Annotated in this window: 16 protein-coding genes; 13 read left to right on the top strand and 3 right to left on the bottom strand. The window is 40.8% G+C overall.

The genetic code is table 11. The features are described from left to right. The first annotated feature begins 53 nt into the window (after nucleotides 1-53). From KBU52_RS04595 to tig, 9 genes are all read left to right on the top strand, one after another. Nucleotides 54-1,055, top strand: coding sequence for an N-acetylmuramoyl-L-alanine amidase family protein (locus tag KBU52_RS04595; RefSeq protein ID WP_254724484.1), 1,002 nt, complete (start codon nucleotides 54-56; stop codon nucleotides 1,053-1,055). Nucleotides 1,056-1,177: 122 nt separating this feature from the next. Beyond that, entirely contained in the window at nucleotides 1,178-2,056 is an 879-nt protein-coding gene (gene mvk / locus KBU52_RS04590) for a mevalonate kinase (RefSeq protein ID WP_254724483.1), read from the top strand. Further along, nucleotides 2,038-2,991, top strand: coding sequence for a diphosphomevalonate decarboxylase (gene mvaD / locus KBU52_RS04585; protein ID WP_254724482.1), 954 nt, complete (start codon nucleotides 2,038-2,040; stop codon nucleotides 2,989-2,991). The genes mvk and mvaD overlap by 19 nt, the downstream gene beginning before the upstream one ends. Continuing rightward, nucleotides 2,978-3,991, top strand: coding sequence for a phosphomevalonate kinase (locus KBU52_RS04580; protein ID WP_254724481.1), 1,014 nt, complete (start codon nucleotides 2,978-2,980; stop codon nucleotides 3,989-3,991). Before mvaD ends, KBU52_RS04580 begins: the two co-directional genes overlap by 14 nt. Then, a complete protein-coding gene (fni, locus tag KBU52_RS04575) occupies nucleotides 3,969-4,970 on the top strand; it encodes a type 2 isopentenyl-diphosphate Delta-isomerase (protein ID WP_254724480.1) in 1,002 nt (333 codons plus the stop codon). The genes KBU52_RS04580 and fni overlap by 23 nt, the downstream gene beginning before the upstream one ends. A gap of 94 nt (nucleotides 4,971-5,064) precedes the next feature. After that, nucleotides 5,065-5,763 (top strand): cell wall-active antibiotics response protein LiaF, encoded by a 699-nt coding sequence (gene liaF / locus KBU52_RS04570; protein WP_254724479.1) that lies wholly within the window; start codon nucleotides 5,065-5,067, stop codon nucleotides 5,761-5,763. Next, nucleotides 5,760-6,749, top strand: a complete 990-nt coding sequence (locus tag KBU52_RS04565) for a sensor histidine kinase (RefSeq protein ID WP_254724478.1) — start codon at nucleotides 5,760-5,762, stop codon at nucleotides 6,747-6,749. The genes liaF and KBU52_RS04565 overlap by 4 nt, the downstream gene beginning before the upstream one ends. A gap of 18 nt (nucleotides 6,750-6,767) precedes the next feature. Further along, nucleotides 6,768-7,400: a response regulator transcription factor gene (locus KBU52_RS04560; RefSeq protein ID WP_254724477.1), complete on the top strand. Its 633-nt coding sequence runs from the start codon at nucleotides 6,768-6,770 to the stop codon at nucleotides 7,398-7,400. 112 nt (nucleotides 7,401-7,512) lie between these two features. Next, nucleotides 7,513-8,796, top strand: coding sequence for a trigger factor (gene tig / locus KBU52_RS04555; RefSeq protein ID WP_254724476.1), 1,284 nt, complete (start codon nucleotides 7,513-7,515; stop codon nucleotides 8,794-8,796). A gap of 45 nt (nucleotides 8,797-8,841) precedes the next feature. On the opposite strand, the gene KBU52_RS04550 is transcribed toward tig, so the two are convergent. The 3 genes from KBU52_RS04550 to rnhC form a co-directional block, all read right to left on the bottom strand. Continuing rightward, complete coding sequence (locus KBU52_RS04550; protein WP_254724475.1) at nucleotides 8,842-11,208, bottom strand: ATP-dependent RecD-like DNA helicase; 2,367 nt, start codon at nucleotides 11,206-11,208, stop codon at nucleotides 8,842-8,844. A 90-nt stretch (nucleotides 11,209-11,298) separates the two neighbouring features. Continuing rightward, nucleotides 11,299-11,913 carry a signal peptidase I gene (lepB, locus tag KBU52_RS04545; protein WP_254724474.1) on the bottom strand — a complete coding sequence of 205 codons (615 nt, stop codon included), beginning with the start codon at nucleotides 11,911-11,913 and terminating at the stop codon, nucleotides 11,299-11,301. A gap of 4 nt (nucleotides 11,914-11,917) precedes the next feature. Further along, nucleotides 11,918-12,799 (bottom strand): ribonuclease HIII, encoded by an 882-nt coding sequence (gene rnhC / locus KBU52_RS04540; protein WP_254724473.1) that lies wholly within the window; start codon nucleotides 12,797-12,799, stop codon nucleotides 11,918-11,920. 86 nt (nucleotides 12,800-12,885) lie between these two features. Between rnhC and zapA the strand changes: the two genes are divergently transcribed. From zapA to KBU52_RS04520, 4 genes are all read left to right on the top strand, one after another. Beyond that, nucleotides 12,886-13,188 carry a cell division protein ZapA gene (gene zapA, locus KBU52_RS04535; RefSeq protein WP_004252047.1) on the top strand — a complete coding sequence of 101 codons (303 nt, stop codon included), beginning with the start codon at nucleotides 12,886-12,888 and terminating at the stop codon, nucleotides 13,186-13,188. Further along, on the top strand, nucleotides 13,185-13,733 hold the full coding sequence (locus tag KBU52_RS04530; protein WP_254724472.1) for a CvpA family protein: 549 nt from the start codon (nucleotides 13,185-13,187) through the stop codon (nucleotides 13,731-13,733). Before zapA ends, KBU52_RS04530 begins: the two co-directional genes overlap by 4 nt. A 109-nt stretch (nucleotides 13,734-13,842) precedes the next feature. Further along, entirely contained in the window at nucleotides 13,843-16,179 is a 2,337-nt protein-coding gene (locus tag KBU52_RS04525) for an endonuclease MutS2 (RefSeq protein WP_254724471.1), read from the top strand. A gap of 197 nt (nucleotides 16,180-16,376) precedes the next feature. Continuing rightward, entirely contained in the window at nucleotides 16,377-17,273 is an 897-nt protein-coding gene (locus KBU52_RS04520; RefSeq protein ID WP_254724470.1) for a TDT family transporter, read from the top strand. Nucleotides 17,274-17,429: the final 156 nt, after the last annotated feature.

The raw sequence follows: 17,429 nt of genomic DNA, 5'->3' as shown, positions 1-17,429 counted from the left end.
ATATATTGACATATAGTTCAGTCTTTGCTATAATCATTTTGGAGGAAGCAAGAATGAAATTTTTGAAAAAAATGATGCAAGTTGGACTAGCAGTATTTTTCTTTGGTCTGTTAGCAACTAGTACAGTATTAGCGGATGACACTGATTCAGTAGGTTGGCAATTTGTCCAAGAAAATGGTAGAACCTACTACAAGAAGGGGGAACTCAAAGAAACGGCCTGGCGAGTGATTGATGGAAAAACCTATTATTTTGATTATAATGGTGAGATGGTTGTTGGTTGGCAATACATTCCGTTTCCATATCAAGGAAGTACCATTGGTCCTTATCCAAATGGTACGAGGTTGGAATTTATGCCAATGTCAAAATGGTATTACTTTGGTCAAGATGGAGTTCTTCAAGAATTTGTTGGCAAGCAAGTTTTAGAAGCAAAAACTGCTACAAACACTAATAAACATTATGGTGAACAATATGATAGCTCTGCTGAGAAACGAGTCTACTATTTTGAAGATCAGCGTAGCTATCACACTTTAAAAACTGGTTGGGTATATGACGAGGGTCAGTGGTATTATTTACAGAAGGATAGTGGCTTCGATACTCGTGTCAACAGTTTAACGGTTGGGGAGCTAGTGCGTGGCTGGACCAATGATAACTCAACTTGGTACTATCTAGATCCAACAACCGCTGCATTGCAAACTGGTTGGCAATACCTTGGTAACAAGTGGTACTATCTCCGTTCATCAGGTGCTATGGTGACTGGCTGGTATCAAGACAGCTCATCTTGGTATTATCTTGACGCTGAAAATGGGGATATGAAAACAGGTTGGGCTTCTATCAATGGCTATTGGTATTACCTCCGTTCATCAGGAGCTATGGCGACAGGCTGGCTTCAAGACGGCTCAACTTGGTACTACCTCAATGCAAGCAATGGCGATATGAAGACAGGCTGGTTCCAAGTTAATGGGAAATGGTACTATGCCTATAGTTCAGGTGCCCTAGCTGTGAATACTACAGTAGGTGGCTACTACGTCAACTATAATGGCGAGTGGATCCAGTAATGAAAACAAGCGATTGTGAATGAAACAATCGCTTTTTTTGTGAAAATATAATAAAATAGAAAGGAATAAAGTTCTAAAATTTTATCTAGAAAAAGACGTTTTTCGTCTGATAGTAGGATTAAATGACAAGAGAAGTTGGTGTCGGTCAGGCACATAGTAAAATTATTTTAATAGGAGAGCATGCAGTAGTTTATGGCTATCCAGCCATCTCTTTGCCTCTTTTAGAGGTTGAAGTGACCTGTCGGGTTGTACCGGCAACGACACCATGGCGCCTTTTTGAAGAGGATACCTTGTCCATGGCAGTTTATGCTTCTCTCGAGTATCTGAATATCAAAAATGCTTACATCCGTTGCCAAATTGACTCTGCAATTCCAGAAAAACGTGGAATGGGTTCTTCGGCAGCCATTAGCATTGCGGCTATTCGCGCGGTATTTGATTATTACCAAGCAGAACTTCCACATGATGTGTTAGAAATTCTGGTCAATCGCGCTGAGATGATTGCCCATATGAATCCTAGTGGATTGGATGCCAAGACCTGTCTTAGTGACCAACCTATTCGTTTTATCAAGAATGTTGGTTTTGAAGAACTAGCCATGGACTTGTCGGCTTATCTGGTCATTGCAGATACAGGAGTCTATGGACATACTCGTGAAGCTATCCAAGTTGTAGAGAGCAAGGGTAAGGAAGCTTTACCTTTCTTGTATGCACTTGGAGAGTTGACCCAGCAAGCAGAAGAAGCAATAAAGGCAAGAGATGCCGTGATGCTGGGAGAGATTTTAACAAAAGCACATGGAAATCTAAAAGAAATAGGAGTTAGTAGCCTTGAGGCTGATGCCTTGGTTGATACTGCTCTTCAACATGGAGCTTTAGGTGCTAAGATGAGTGGTGGTGGTTTAGGTGGCTGTATCATAGCCTTAGTAGCTGACTATCACCAAGCTCAAGATCTAGCTGAAAGATTAGAAGAGAAAGGAGCTGTTCAGACATGGATCGAAAGCCTGTAACAGTGCGTTCCTATGCCAATATTGCTATTATTAAATATTGGGGAAAGAAAGCAGAAAAAGAGATGGTTCCTGCGACTAGCAGTATCTCTCTGACTTTAGAAAATATGTATACGGAGACGACACTTTCTCCTTTACCAGCAGATGCAAAGGCGGATGCCTTTTACATCAATGGTCAGTTGCAAAACGAAGCTGAGCATGACAAGATGAGTAAAATCATTGACCGCTACCGTCCTGCAGGAGCAGGTTTTGTTCGTATCGATACTAAGAACAATATGCCAACAGCAGCAGGCCTTTCTTCAAGTTCCAGTGGTTTATCTGCCTTGGTCAAAGCTTGTAATGCATATTTCCAACTTGGGCTGAATCGGAGAGAATTGGCCTTGGAAGCTAAGTTTGCATCGGGTTCTTCGTCTCGTAGTTTTTATGGCCCCTTGGCAGCCTGGGACAAGGATAGTGGAGAGATTTATCCTGTTGAAACCGACTTGAAACTAGCTATGATTATGTTGGTCTTGGAAGACCAGAAAAAACCAATTTCCAGTCGAGATGGGATGAAGCTCTGTGTGGAGACTTCGACAACTTTTGATGAGTGGATTCGTCAATCTGAACAAGATTACAAGGATATGTTAGTCTACCTCAAGGAAAATGACTTTAAGAAAGTTGGAGAATTGACAGAGAAGAACGCGTTAGCTATGCATGCTACGACAAAAACTGCAACTCCATCCTTCTCTTATCTGACAGATGCTAGTTATGAGGCTATGGATTTTGTTCGTCAGCTTAGAGAACAAGGAGAATCTTGCTACTTTACCATGGATGCGGGCCCTAATGTCAAGGTTCTTTGCTTGGAAGAGGACTTGGAACATTTATCAGAACTTTTAGGTCAACGCCATCGCTTAATCGTTTCAAAAACAAAGGATTTGAGCCAAGATGACGATTGTTAAAACTTGTGGGAAGCTCTATTGGGCTGGGGAGTATGCTATTTTAGAACCAGGACAGTTGGCACTAATAAAGGCTATTCCCATCTATATGACGGCTGAGATTAAAGCGTCTAATAATTATCGACTCTACTCAGATATGTTTTCCTATAGTGTAGACTTGCGACCGGATTCCTCTTATACCTTGATTCAAGAAACAGTTGCCTTGGTGGAGGAGTATCTAACTGCCCAAGGAGTTGAACTGCAGCCTTTTTCTTTAGATATTCGTGGGAAAATGGAACGCGAGGGGAAGAAATTTGGCCTGGGTTCTAGTGGCAGTGTGGTTGTTTTGGTCATCAAGGCCATGCTTGCCTTCTATGAAAGATTAGCTGACAGAGAACTCTTGTTTAAATTGGCGAGTGCTGTACTTCTTAAACGTGGGGACAACGGTTCCATGGGGGATATTGCCTGTATCGTATCAGAAGACCTCATCCTCTATCAGTCATTTGACCGCGAGAAAGTGGCAGATTGGCTAGAAAAAGAAGACTTGCAAGCTGTATTAGCACGTGACTGGGGCTTTTCTATTAGGAGTGTTGAACCGGTCTTGACATTTGATTTTCTGGTTGGTTGGACCAAGGAAGTGGCTGTATCAAGTCATATGGTTAAGCAAATCAAGAATAATATGAACGCTAGCTTTTTACAGGCTTCAAAAGAAACAGTAGCTAACTTGGTAAAGGCTTTGGAGGTAGGTCAAGAAGAAACCATTATTGACTTGCTGGAACAAGCCAGCCAACTTTTAGAAGGCTTGAGTTCAGATATTTACACACCTTTGCTCAGGCAATTAAAAAATGCCAGCCAAGACTTGAAAGCTGTTGCTAAGAGCAGTGGTGCTGGTGGAGGAGACTGTGGGATTGCACTTAGCTTTGACCAAGATTCGACCACATTACTGAAAAAACGCTGGGCTGATCTAGGAATTGAGCTCTTGTATCAAGAAAGGATGGAACATGACGACAAATCGGAAGGATGAACACATCCGCTATGCCCTTGAACAAAACAGTTCTTATAATAGTTTTGATGAAGTTGAACTAATTCATTCTTCGCTCCCCTTATATGACTTAGATGAAATTGATCTTTCGACAGAATTTGCAGGTCGAAAGTGGGACTTTCCTTTTTATATAAATGCTATGACAGGTGGAAGCGATAAGGGGAGAGAAATCAATCAAAAGCTGGCTCAGGTGGCAGATGCTTGTGGGATTTTATTTGTGACGGGCTCATACAGCGCTGCACTCAAGGATCCTTCAGATGATTCTTTTTCAGTCAAAACTAGTTACCCTGACCTCCTTCTTGGAACCAATATTGGCTTAGACAAACCTGTAGAACTAGGATTACAAACAGTAAAAGAGATGAATCCCCTTCTATTACAAGTTCATGTTAATGTCATGCAGGAATTGCTCATGCCAGAGGGTGAACGTCAATTTAGATTATGGCAGCATAATCTGAAAGATTATGCTGAGCAAATCTCTGTGCCACTTGTTTTAAAAGAAGTCGGCTTTGGTATGGATGTGAAAACCATTGCTAAGGCTTATGAGATGGGAATACGAACCGTTGATTTGTCTGGGCGTGGGGGAACGAGCTTTGCCTATATCGAAAACCGTCGCAGTGGACAGCGTGATTACCTAAATGACTGGGGTCAATCGACCATGCAAGCTCTTCTGAATGCCCAAGACTGGAAAGACAAGATGGAACTTTTGGTTAGTGGAGGAGTTCGCAATCCACTAGATATCATCAAATGTTTGGTGTTTGGAGCCAAGGCAGTTGGTCTATCACGCACTATGTTAGAGCTGGTTGAAAATTACTCTGTTGATGTCGTTATTTCCATTGTTGAAGGTTGGAAGGAAGACCTACGCTTGATTATGTGTGCCCTTAATTGTAAAAAAATTGAGGATTTGCAAGAGGTTGACTATCTCCTATATGGAAAATTGAAAGAAGCAAAAGATCAAATGTAAAGAGATCGGGATTTTAGTCCCGGTCTCTTTATCATTCCTCAGACTGATGTGACTTTTGGGATTTGTGATACAATTAAATGGAGAGGACGGATACATGCGAAAATTTCAAATTTTTCTATTTATTGAAGCTTGTTTATTAACAGGAGCTCTGATTATGATGGTATCAGAGCATTTTTCCCGTTTTCTACTGATTTTGCTCTTGTTTTTACTGCTGATTCGATATTATACTGGAAAACAGGGGAACAATTTTATTTTAGTAGCAGTGAGCATCCTATTTTTCTTTATCATCATGCTCAATCCCTTTGTCATTTTAGCCATCTTTGTAGCCTTGATTTACAGCCTGTTCCTGCTTTACCCTATGATGAACCAGGAAAGAGAAGATACCAATCTGGTTTTTGAAGAAGTTGTGACAGTAAAGAGGGAGAAAAATCGTTGGTTTGGAAATCTCCACCATTTTTCAAGTTACCAGACCTGTCGTTTTGATGATATCAATCTCTTTCGCCTTATGGGGAAGGATACCATTCATCTAGAGCACGTGATTTTGAGCAATCATGATAATGTCATCATCTTGAGAAAACTGGTTGGTACGACTAGAATTATCGTACCAGTGGATGTTGAAGTCAGTCTATGCGTCAATTCTCTGTACGGAGATTTAACCTTTTTTGACCAGCCTAAACGTTCTTTACGTAATGAGCAATTTCATCAAGAAACCAGAGATTATCTCAAGAGTCCAAAGAGTGTTAAGATTCTTTTGACAACTATGGTTGGAGATGTTGAGGTGGTGAGAGGATGAAAAAGCAACCCTATATTTTAATTGGTCTCACCTCATTTTTCTTTGTTGCTTTTCTATTTCGAAGCATTTTTAAGATCTTAGATTTGGAATGGACTTCTCTTTTCCAAGATTTTGAAAAGACAGAAAAAGTCCTATTTCTAGCTTTGATGTTTAGTCTTGCTCTAGCCTTTTTATTGGTCTTGTTTTGGACAATGGTTGACGAAATTTCAAGAAGAAGAATCCAAGCAAATCTTAAACGTCTGCTAACTGGTAAAGATATTAAAAGCCTTGGAGATGCTGATTTAGACGCAAGTTTTAGAAACTTGTCAGGCAAGCTTGGTTTATTGACAGAAGCCATTCAAAAAGCGGACAATCAAGCCTTAATCAAGGAAGAAGTGATTATTGAAAAGGAGCGTAAGCGAATCGCGCGTGACTTGCATGATACGGTTAGCCAAGAAATTTTTGCTGCCCATATGATTTTATCAGGACTCAGTCAACAAGCTTCCAGATTAGACAAAGAGAAGATGCAGACACAACTCCAGAGTGTAACAGCTATTTTGGAGACAGCCCAAAGAGATTTGCGTATTCTACTCCTGCATTTGCGTCCTATTGAACTGGAACAAAAGAGTTTGGTTGAGGGAATTCAGTTGCTTCTCAAAGAATTGGAAGAAAAAAGTGAACTCAAAGTCAGTTTTAAATATCAGGTAGACGAATTGCCTAAAAAGATTGAGGAGCATGTCTTTCGTATCGTCCAAGAATTGATTAGTAATACTCTCCGTCATGCCCAAGCTTCTTGTCTAGACGTTTATCTTTATCAAACGGAAACTGAATTGCAGTTGAAGGTAGTAGACAATGGTCTCGGTTTTCAGTTAGATGATGTTGATGAACTAAGCTATGGACTACGCAATATCAAAGAACGAGTGGAAGATATGGCAGGGAGCATACAACTATTAACAGCACCCAAGCAGGGTTTGGCAGTGGATATTCGGATCCCCTTGCTTGATTGACGAACAAAAGGAAATAAAATGAAACTATTATTAGTAGATGACCACCAAATGGTGCGACTTGGTTTAAAAAGTTATTTTGAACTACAAGATGATGTAGAGGTTGTTGGAGAAGCAACTAATGGAGCCGAAGGGATTTCCATGGCCTTGGAGCTTCGTCCAGATGTGATCGTCATGGATATTGTTATGCCTGAAGTCAACGGAATTGACGCAACTCTAGCTATTCTCAAAGAATGGCCAGAGGCTAAAATTTTGATTGTGACCTCTTATCTAGACAATGAAAAAATCATGCCAGTCTTAAATGCTGGGGCTAAAGGCTATATGCTCAAGACATCAAGTGCCGATGAATTGTTCCATGCTGTTCAAAAGGTGGCAGCTGGAGAGCTAGCAATCGAACAAGAGGTGAGTAAGAAAGTAGAATACCACCGCAATCATATGGAACTTCACGAAGAATTAACTGCGCGAGAACGCGATGTCCTTCAACTGATTGCCAAGGGTTATGAAAATCAGCGCATTGCAGATGAGCTCTTTATCTCCCTAAAGACAGTCAAGACCCATGTCTCCAATATCCTAGCCAAACTTGAGGTCAGTGATCGTACCCAGGCAGCAGTTTATGCTTTTCAACATCATCTAGTGGGTTCTGATGAATTTTAGGGGACATAGGATGTAACTGAAGCATGGACGAAAAGCGCATCCATTACTTGAAAAAGTTCGCTACTATGTGGTATAATGGACTGTATTAAAAATTTTAAGGAGAAATGACAGAATGTCTGTATCATTTGAAAACAAAGAAACAAACCGTGGTGTCTTGACTTTCACTATCTCTCAAGACCAAATCAAACCAGAATTGGACCGTGTTTTTAACTCAGTAAAGAAAACTCTTAACGTTCCAGGTTTCCGTAAAGGTCACCTTCCACGTCCTATCTTCGACCAAAAATTTGGTGAAGAAGCACTTTACCAAGATGCAATGAACGCTCTTTTGCCAGACGCTTATGAAGCAGCTGTTAAAGAAGCTGGTCTTGAAGTAGTTGCTCAACCAAAAATTGACGTAACTTCTATGAAAAAAGGTCAAGATTGGGTTATCACTGCAGAAGTTGTTACAAAACCTGAAGTAAAATTGGGTGAATACAAAAACCTTGAAGTATCAGTTGATGTAGATAAAGAAGTAACTGACGCTGATGTTGAAGAGCGTATCGAACGTGAACGCAACAACTTGGCTGAATTGGTGATCAAAGAAGGTGCTGCTGAAGAAGGCGACACTGTTGTTATCGACTTTGTTGGTTCTATCGACGGTGTTGAATTTGACGGCGGAAAAGGTGAAAACTTCTCACTTGGACTTGGTTCAGGTCAATTCATCCCTGGTTTCGAAGACCAATTAGTTGGACATTCAGCTGGTGAAACTGTTGACGTTATCGTAACATTCCCAGAAGACTACCAAGCAGAAGACCTTGCAGGTAAAGAAGCTAAATTCGTAACAACTATCCACGAAGTTAAAGCTAAAGAAGTTCCAGCTCTTGACGATGAACTTGCAAAAGATATCGACGAAGAGGTTGAAACTCTTGACGAATTGAAAGAAAAATACCGCAAAGAATTAGCTACTGCTAAAGAAGAAGCTTACAATGATGCCGTTGAAGGTGCAGCAATTGATAAAGCAGTTGAAAACGCTGAAATCGTAGAACTTCCAGAAGAAATGATCCACGAAGAAGTTCACCGCTCAGTAAATGAGTTCCTTGGAAACTTGCAACGTCAAGGTATCAACCCTGATATGTACTTCCAAATCACTGGAACTACTCAAGAAGACCTTCACAAACAATACGAAGCAGAAGCTGAGTCACGCACTAAGACTAACCTTGTTATCGAAGCAGTTGCGAAAGCTGAAGGATTTGACGCTACTGAAGAAGAAATCCAAAAAGAAATCGAGCAATTGGCTGCAGATTACAACATGGAAGTTGCCCAAGTACAAAGCTTGCTTTCAGCCGACATGTTGAAACACGATATCACAATCAAAAAAGCTGTTGAATTGATCACAAGCACTGCAACAGTAAAATAATCTGAAAAGATAAAAAACCACCGAATCCGGTGGTTTTTTTGTGCTTTATTTTCCGAAAAACTCATCAAGGTCATCTTGGCTAATCCCAATCATGGCTGGGATACTAGTCCAGTTTTCTTCAGTCAGGATGTAAGGTTGATGAGGATCAATCTGGTTTTCTGTTTCAAGAATTGGCTCATTTAGTTCCTCAGAACTTTCGGTTAAGTCGCTGAAACGTTCAATCAGATAGGTTTTTCGAGCTGTTCCAATATGTTTAGTCGCATAATCAAAGGCTTGAAGTTCACCGAGTAGGATGAGTTTGCTTTTAGCCCGAGTAATAGCAGTGTAGATGAGGTTACGCTCTAGCATGCGCTTGCTAGCACTGGTGATAGGAAGAAAGACAACTGGGAATTCACTTCCTTGAGATTTATGGATACTCATGGCGTAGGCAAGACGAATCTTGTACCATTCGTTGCGTGGATAGATAACCTCGTTCCCATCAAAATCAATCACCATTTCATCTTGTTTAGATTCAGTGTATTTTCCAGGAATGAGGTCCGTGATGTAGCCTAGATCTCCGTTAAAAACGTTGACTTCTGCATCGTTAACCAAATGAATGACCTTATCTCCACTACGATACTGAAACTGACTTGCTTCAAAACTATTCTGTCCCTTTTGAAGAGGATTGAGCAGTTCTTGCATGAGTTGATTGATGGCATCGATTCCTGCTGCTCCACGATACATAGGAGCTAGAACTTGGATGTCTCGTGCAGGGATGCCACTTCTGATGGCAGCGTCTAGGATTTTTTCAATGGTCGCTGGGATCTGGTTACTAGCGATTTCAAAGTAGGAACGGTCTGCTTTTTTCTGAGTGAAATCTGCAGGCAAAATTCCCTGACGAATCTGACTAGCAAGGGTGACAATGGTTGATTCTTCGCTCTGACGATATATTCGTTCCAATCTCGTCTGCGGGATACTTGGAATCTGGAGTAAGTCAGCCAGAACTTGACCAGGGCTAACCGATGGTAACTGATCACTATCTCCAACGATGAGAATTTTACTAGTAGAGGAGATATTTGAGAAGAGTTGATTGGCTAGCCAAGTATCTACCATAGAGAACTCGTCTACGATGATAAAGTCAGCATCTAGATAATCTTCTAAATGGCTCGTGTCGTCGTCACCAGTCATACCCAAGTGGCGGTGAATGGTTGCACTCGGCAAGCCAGTTAACTCGTTCATTCTACGAGCTGCTCTACCAGTTGGTGCAGCTAGAATAATTGGAAGACTACTCTTTTTTTTCAGGTCCAGTCCTTCTAAAAGTGCATAAACTGCGATGATACCATTGATAACAGTGGTTTTTCCAGTACCAGGTCCGCCGGTCAGGATAAAGACCTTGTTTTGGATAGCATCGCAGATTGCCTGCTTTTGAATGGTATCGTATTGAATGCCTAATTCTTCCTCAACCGTTGCGATATGCTCCTGGATAGTTTTTATTTCGTGTTTATTGGGGTCTTCTTTTTCAAGAATACGAATGAGGTGATTGTGAATTCCTTCTTCAGCGAAAAAGAGACTGTTGTCAAAGATTTTCGTATCAACCTGCTGAACTTTTTCTTCTTCAATGAGATTGGATAATTCTTGTGCAAGTTGACTGGGTTCTAATTCCACAGGTCGTGAGGATTCAAGTAGGGTTAGAGTCTTTTCTAATAGATCTCTGGCTTCAACATAAGTATCTCCACTTTCCATACATGCATTTAGAAGGCTATGAACAAGGCCAGCTCGAAAGCGTTCAGGTGCCTGACTTTCAATCCCCAATTCCTGCGCCAATTGGTCAGCGATGGTAAAGCCCAAACCCTTGATATCTTCTACCAACTGATAAGGATAATTTTCAACGATATCGATGGTTTCCTCTTTATAGGTATCCTGGATTTGAATAGCTAATTTATTAGGAATCCCGTAGTTTGCAAGCTTGGCCAAAACCATTTCAGTTCCGTAGTTGAGACGAAGTGTAGAAACGAAGGCCTCACGACTTTTAGAAGATAGTCCTGAGATGGTTTCGAGTTTCTCAGGATGCTCCAGGATTTCATCAATGGTATTTTCTCCATAGAGTTCCACAATCTTTTGGGCAGTTTTGAGACCAATCCCTTTGAAATGGCTACTTGAAAAATACTTGACTAAACCTTTACTAGTTGGCTTCGCTCGTTCGTAACGAGTCATTTGGAGTTGTTCCCCGTATTTGGAGTGTTGAACAATCTGCCCCCAAAAAGTGTATTCCTCTCCCTCAATGACATCAGCCATGGTCCCTGTAACAATGATTTCAAAATCATCAAAGTTTTCGGCATTGGTATCATCGATATCTAAAAGGAGAATACGGTAAAAGTTGCTGATATTTTCAAAAATAATACGTTCAATCGTACCTGTAAAATAAACTTCCATATAATTCCTTTACATTCATGAATGAGAGCAAATCATTCAGAATAGAATGAGAAGAGGCTGAGATTTAGATTTCTCGGCCTCTTAGTGTTCTTAAACTGTTCCAATACGTTTGAGTGGCCAGAAGCGGAATTTAGCCTCTCCGATGATATCTTTTGCTTTAAAGGTACCAACATGTCGACTATCGCTAGATACTAGACGGTCATCACCAAGTAGGAGGTATTGTCCCTCTGGAACAGTGAAGGTGAAACTAGTATTGAAATTAACATCTAAGGTAAAGGCCTCAGCTTTTTCAGCAAGGCTTCTGAAGTACTCACCTTTTTTTCCATCCCAGCTATCTCCAGCATAGGTAGATTGGAGTTTATCCTCTTTAAAGCGTTTGAGATACTCTGCTAGATAAGGTTCATCGGTTTCTTGTCCGTTGATATAAAGCTTATCATTTTCATAACGAATGGTATCACCTGGCAATCCGATTACCCGTTTCACAATATCTTTATTCCCTTCATCCTCATGAGCGACAACTATATCAAAGCGATCGATAGGGAGATGTTTGACAACGAAGAGAATTTCTCCATCAGCTAGAGTAGGGTCCATAGAGTGTCCTTCTACACGAACATTGCTCCAGAGAAAGAGACGGCTGAGACCTACTAATGCAATAATCAGGAAGAAAATTCCCCACTCTTTTAAAAATATTTTAAAATAATTCATACTTTTACCTTTCTAGAAGTTGCTTGGCTTTTTCAGTGTTTTTAAAATGAAGTTTGGCGCAGAAGTTGAGGCCTTTCATTCCATAAGCTTGCAAAATTTGATTGGCTACCTTGTCAGAAGCAGCACCAGCCCCACTCGGAAGTTGGTATCCCAGCTCTCGTCCTAGGTTTTCAAGATTTTCTAGGAAGAGATCACGCGCAATGATAGAGCTAACTGCGACGGCTAGGTACTTGCCCTCAGCTTTTTCCTCTAGCGTGATTGGATTGGGAAAATGGTTGGCTTCATTTTTTAGATACTTTTCATAATTTTGTGAACTGGTAAAGGCGTCAATAACAATTTTTTCAGGCTCAACTCCCTTTTGAAGGAGGAGAAAGATTGCTTGATTGTGAAGAGCTACCTTGACAGAAACAGCATTATAGCGTTCTCCAATGACTTCGTTATACTTACTTGGCGAAAGAAGGAGTGCTTGATGTTGAATCTTTTCCTTAAGAAGGGGAGCAATCTGACGGATCTTTTGGTCAGTCAGTGTTTTAGAATCTCCAACCCCGAGTTTTCGTAAAAAGTCATGCTGATCAGGAGTTACAAATGACGCCACTACAGCCAGACCACCGAAGTAGGAACCATTTCCAACCTCATCTGTTCCAATCAAGGGGAAATTTTGCCCGCTAACTACTTGTGCTACTTGATAACCAAAAAAGCTAGCATAGCTTTCAGCGGCTTCTCCTTGCAAGAGGACTTTCCCAGATGTATAGACGGAAACACTGGCTTGAGGAAGTTTTAAAAAGTAGCGAATATAGGGATTTTTACTAGGAGTGAGTGCATGTTCATGCTTTTGAACAAAAGTCTGAATTTCCTTTTCACTCGGAGTTAATGTGATACTTGCCATAGTCTCTATTGTACCATAAAAGCGCTAGAATTTGTAAAAACTGACAAACTAAGTGAAATTTGGTATAATATCTTGAGGTGAATTTTATGGCAAATTTAAATCGATTCAAGTTTACATTTGGGAAAAAAACATTAACGCTGACAACTGAACATGACAATCTTTTCATGGAGGAGATTGCTAAAGTTGCGACGGAAAAGTATGAAGCAATCAAAGAACAAATGCCTGGAGCTGATGATGAGACAGTAGCTATTCTCTTAGCAGTTAACTGCTTGTCAACACAGCTCAGCCGTGAGATTGAATTTGATGATAAGGAGCAAGAGTTAGAATCGCTCCGTTATAAAGTGGTTGCGGCTAAACAAGAGCAGAGTAAGATTGAGGATTCCCTATGATTTCCATTCTACTCTTATTAATCCTTGCTTGGAGCTTTTATATTGGCTACCGCAGAGGAATTATTTTGCAAGCATATTATCTTGTAGCAACGATTGTCTCTGCTTATTTTGCAAGCAAATATTACCAGCCTTTAGGGCAGAAGTTCAACTTGTTAATCCCTTATGCTAATCCGCAGGAAGGACAGGGAACTTTCTTTTTCCCATCCAATCAACTTTTCCATCTAGATAAGGTTTTTTATGCAGGTGTCGGCTTCCTCTTGGCCTTTACGATTTTTTACTGCATCGGCCGTTTGCTTGGTCTTTTTCTAAACCTAGTACCAAGTAAGATACTTGATGGGAAATACTATCGTATCGGTGCGGGTGTGCTATCAATCGGTGTGACCTTGTTTGTCCTCCAGATGATGCTAACGATTCTCGCGACTGTGCCATTACAAATTGTTCAAAATTCACTTGAAAATAGCTTTGTAGCTAGACATATCATCCAAAGCATTCCATTCACAACTAATTTTATTAAACAGCTTTGGGTTACTAAAATAATCGGTTAAAAAGGGCGGGAACTATTCCTAGCCTTTTGTTTACAATTTCGAAAAGTAAGAGATTGCTTTAAAGAGTTGAAAATAAGAAAAGCCATAACTTTTATACTAAGGAAATAAGATGAACACAAAAATACTAGAAACGTTAGAATTTAACAAGGTCAAGGCTTTATTTGAACCTCATCTTTTGACGGAACAAGGACTAGAACAGTTAAAAGAGCTAGTCCCAACAGATAAAGCTGATAAAATTAGACAGGCCTTTGCAGAGATGAAGGAGATGCAAGAACTCTTTGTTGAGCATCCTCATTTCAGCATTTCGGCAACAAAAGATATTGCGGCTACCTGCAAACGTTTGGAGATGGGTGCCGATCTCAACATAGAGGAATTTCTCCTTCTCAAACGTGTCATATTTGCCAGCCGTGAACTGAAAAATTTCTATGATAATCTTGAAAATGTACGCTTGGACCACTTGGCAAATTGGTTTGAGAAACTTCATGATTTTCCACATCTGCAGGGGAATCTCCAAGCCATCAATGAAGCTGGATTTATTGAGAATTTTGCTAGTGAAGAACTAGCACGAATCCGTCGTAAAATCCATGATAGCGAGAGCCAAGTCCGTGACGTCTTGCAAGAACTTCTCAAACAAAAGGCTCAGATGTTGACTGAAGGTATCATCGCTAGCAGAAATGGTCGCCAGGTTCTTCCTGTCAAAAATACCTATCGTAATAAGATTGCCGGTGTGGTTCATGATATTTCTGCCAGCGGGAACACTGTCTATATCGAACCGCGTGAAGTAGTCAAGCTGAGCGAAGAAATCGCCAGTCTTCGTGCAGACGAACGCTATGAGATGATGCGTATCCTTCAGGAACTCTCTGAACGAGTAAGACCGCACGCAGCTGAAATCGCAAATGATGCCTGGATTATTGGACATTTGGACTTGATTCGGGCTAAGGTTCGCTTTATCCAAGAGACAGGAGCAGTAGTTCCTCAAGTCTCTGAGGACCAGGAGATTCAACTCCTCCATGTTCGTCATCCCTTGGTGCAAAATGCTGTTGCTAATGATGTACACTTTGGTAAAGATCTAACAGCCATCGTCATCACTGGTCCCAATACGGGTGGTAAGACCATTATGCTCAAAACCTTAGGTTTGACGCAATTGATGGCTCAGTCAGGTTTGCCGATTTTGGCCGATAAGGGAAGTCGTGTAGGGATTTTTGAGGAGGTCTTTGCGGATATCGGAGACGAACAATCCATCGAACAAAGTCTTTCAACCTTCTCTAGTCACATGACTAATATTGTAGATATTCTTGGTAAGGTCAATCAAAACTCGCTCTTGTTACTAGATGAGCTTGGAGCAGGAACAGACCCCCAAGAAGGTGCATCCCTTGCCATGTCTATCCTAGAAGACTTGCGTTTACGTCAGGTCAAGACTATGGCAACCACTCACTATCCTGAACTCAAGGCCTATGGGATTGAAACGGCTTATGTTCAGAATGCCAGTATGGAATTTGATACAGCTAGCTTGCGCCCGACCTATCGCTTTATGCAAGGCGTACCTGGTCGAAGCAATGCCTTTGAGATTGCTAAACGTCTCGGCTTGTCAGATGTCATTGTAGGTGACGCTAGCAAGCAGATTAATCAAGACAATGATGTCAATCGCATTATTGAACAATTGGAAGAGCAGACGCTTGAAAGCCGTAAACGCCTTGAGAATATTCGCCAAGTCGAGCAAGAAAACCTCAAGATGAACCGTGCCCTAAAAAAACTCTACAACGAGCTCAATCGTGAGAAAGAAACAGAACTCAACAAGGCGCGTGAGCAAGCTGCGGAGATTGTTGACTTAGCTCTGGCAGAAAGTGATGATATTCTTAAAAATCTTCACAGCAAATCTCAACTAAAACCACATGAGATTATCGAAGCCAAGGCCAAACTCAAGAAGTTAGCACCTGAAAAAGTTGACCTTTCTAAAAATAAGGTCCTCCAAAAGGCTAAGAAAAAACGAGCTCCAAAAGTTGGGGATGATATCATCGTTTTAAGCTATGGTCAACGAGGTACCTTGACTAATCAACTCAAGGATGGTCGCTGGGAAGCTCAAGTTGGCTTGATTAAGATGACCCTTGAGGAAAGAGAGTTTGACTTGGTTCAGGCTCAGCAAGAAGCACCAGTCAAGAAAAAACAAGTCAACGTTGTCAAACGGGCAGGTGGTAAAGGTCCACAGGCTCGACTAGACCTTCGTGGGAAACGCTATGAGGAAGCAATGGAAGCCTTGGATGCCTTTATCGACCAAGCCCTGCTCAACAACATGGCCCAAGTGGATATCATCCATGGTATCGGTACAGGAGTCATTCGTGAAGGAGTAACCAAATATCTCCAAAAAAACAAGCAAGTCAAGAGTTTTGGCTATGCGCCACAAAATGCAGGTGGTTCTGGAGCTACTATCGTAACCTTTAAAGGCTAACCAAGCTATAGAATGAAATGTCAAAAGAGTACCTATCAAGTGATAGGTACTTTTTTGATGAATTTATTTTAATTATTATTGTTAGTGAGTATTTTAAAAGGGTACAATCGTTTTATAGCCAAAAAAATTGATGAAGGCTTGTCTAACTGAGCTTTATTTATGCTATACTGATAGTAACGTCATTTTCGGAGGTTGGTATGAAAAAACTCCCCTTAGCCTTTTCAGGTTGCTTATTGGGATTGGCTGGAGCAGGAAATCTCATCTTGGATATTTTTCCGCTTTTATCACACATCTTTAGTTTGTCAGGCTTGATTTTATGGTTTTATTTTTTGGTGAGCCACCTCAATAACTGGCATGAAAGTAAGCAAGAATTAAAAAAAGCCCCTGTTTTGTCAGGAATGGCAACCTTTCCCATGGCAGGGATGATTTTATCGACTTATTTGCTGAGAGCGTTACCTATGAGCTTGAGCATAGTTGCACAGATTCTCTGGTGGTTTGCTTTTCTTCTAGATGTTTACCTCATCTTATACTTTACAAAGAACTATGCCTTGGTTAAACAAAGGGCCAGTGCTACACCAACTTGGACGGTTCTTTATGTAGGAATAGCAGTAGCAAGTTTGACCTACCCCGTGGTGGGCATTGTTGGGATTGCCTATGGAGCTTGGATTTTTGGTTTTATCTTAACCCTTATCCTTTACCCTCTAATTTATCAAGATTTAAGGAAAAATCCATTACCGCTCGCTTTGCTGGGGCAAGAAGGTATTTATTGTGCTCCATTTTCTCTCCTTTTGGCAGCAATAGTGAGAGTAGGAGGATACAGTCTTCCTAGTTGGATTTTACTAGTTATGATCCTTGCATCACAGACCTTCTTTTTCTTTGTCCTTAGTCGCTTGCCAAGGATTTTAAAACAAGGTTTCCAACCAGCTTTCTCAGCCCTAACCTTTCCAACCATCATCACAGCAACTTCATTGAAAATGGCCCAAGGCATTCTGCAGTTTTCGGTCCTCAACCTCGTCGTTTGGTTAGAGATGATTATTTGTTTAACAATCCTCATCTACGTATTAGTAGAGTATATACGATATTTAAGGAACTAAAAGACCCCCTAGCACGGAGAAGCACTAGGGGGGTGTTCTATATTTAGTTTAAGAAGATTTTGGAACCATTCGAAACAACACAGCTCTAAAACTAAAATATAACATCCTTACTGATTTTAACAAATTTTTACTAATAAATCATTATTTTTGTTGAAT

The sequence above is a fragment of the Streptococcus sp. 9.1(2021) genome (assembly GCF_030466425.1).
Lineage (GTDB): Bacteria > Bacillota > Bacilli > Lactobacillales > Streptococcaceae > Streptococcus > Streptococcus wuxiensis.
This window is presented reverse-complemented; position numbering and strand designations above follow the sequence as displayed.